Genomic DNA, 621 nt, shown 5'->3' on the forward strand with positions numbered 1-621 from the left:
GCGTCGCCAGAGGGCGCGCACGTCGACGCCGAACGACCACGCCAGCGACAGTCCGGTCGCCGCGACCAGCGCGACCGCCACTGCCGGGGGCAGGAAGGGCAGCTGCAGCGTCAGCAGGGCGATCAGCTGCACCACGCACACCACCTTGCGGCTGTACCGCTCGTCGAGTGGGCCGTTGAGCCAGGGAGCGACGACGGCGGCGATCGCGAACAGGTACCGCGGCAGGCCGAGCAGCAGCGCGAGCGCACCGGCCGGGCCGTGCATGGCGAGCAGCGCGAGAACCAGGCCGAAGGCCGCGTCGACCTCCATGTCGAAGGAGGCGCCGAACGGCGAGGCCGTTCCCTGACGGCGGGCCAGGAAGCCGTCGACGCCGTCGAGGGCCAGCGCGAACGTACCGGCACCCACCGTCAGCACGACGACCACGTTCGAGAGGGGGCCGCTCGCGGGGAGCAGCCCCAGCAGCAGCGCGACGATGGCCATCCGCACGAGGGTGACCACGTTCGCCGCGCCCAGGCGGGAATGAGGATGACGGTGCGACAGCTGCACGGCGAACAACGCAGTGGCGGCGGCGAACGATGCACCCGCCAGGGCCAGCCTCGCCGCCGGAATGCCCAGCGATGC

At 72.8% G+C, this 621-nt stretch carries 1 protein-coding gene; it reads right to left on the reverse strand.

Features of this window, described 5'->3' with window-relative positions; translation table 11 throughout:
• Positions 1–621, reverse strand: a 621-nt coding sequence (locus RT309_RS12765) for a CDP-alcohol phosphatidyltransferase family protein (protein WP_313357594.1), incomplete at both ends; no start/stop codon positions are given.

It is taken from the genome of Microbacterium sp. (genome assembly GCF_032084865.1).
Taxonomy (GTDB): domain Bacteria; phylum Actinomycetota; class Actinomycetes; order Actinomycetales; family Microbacteriaceae; genus Microbacterium.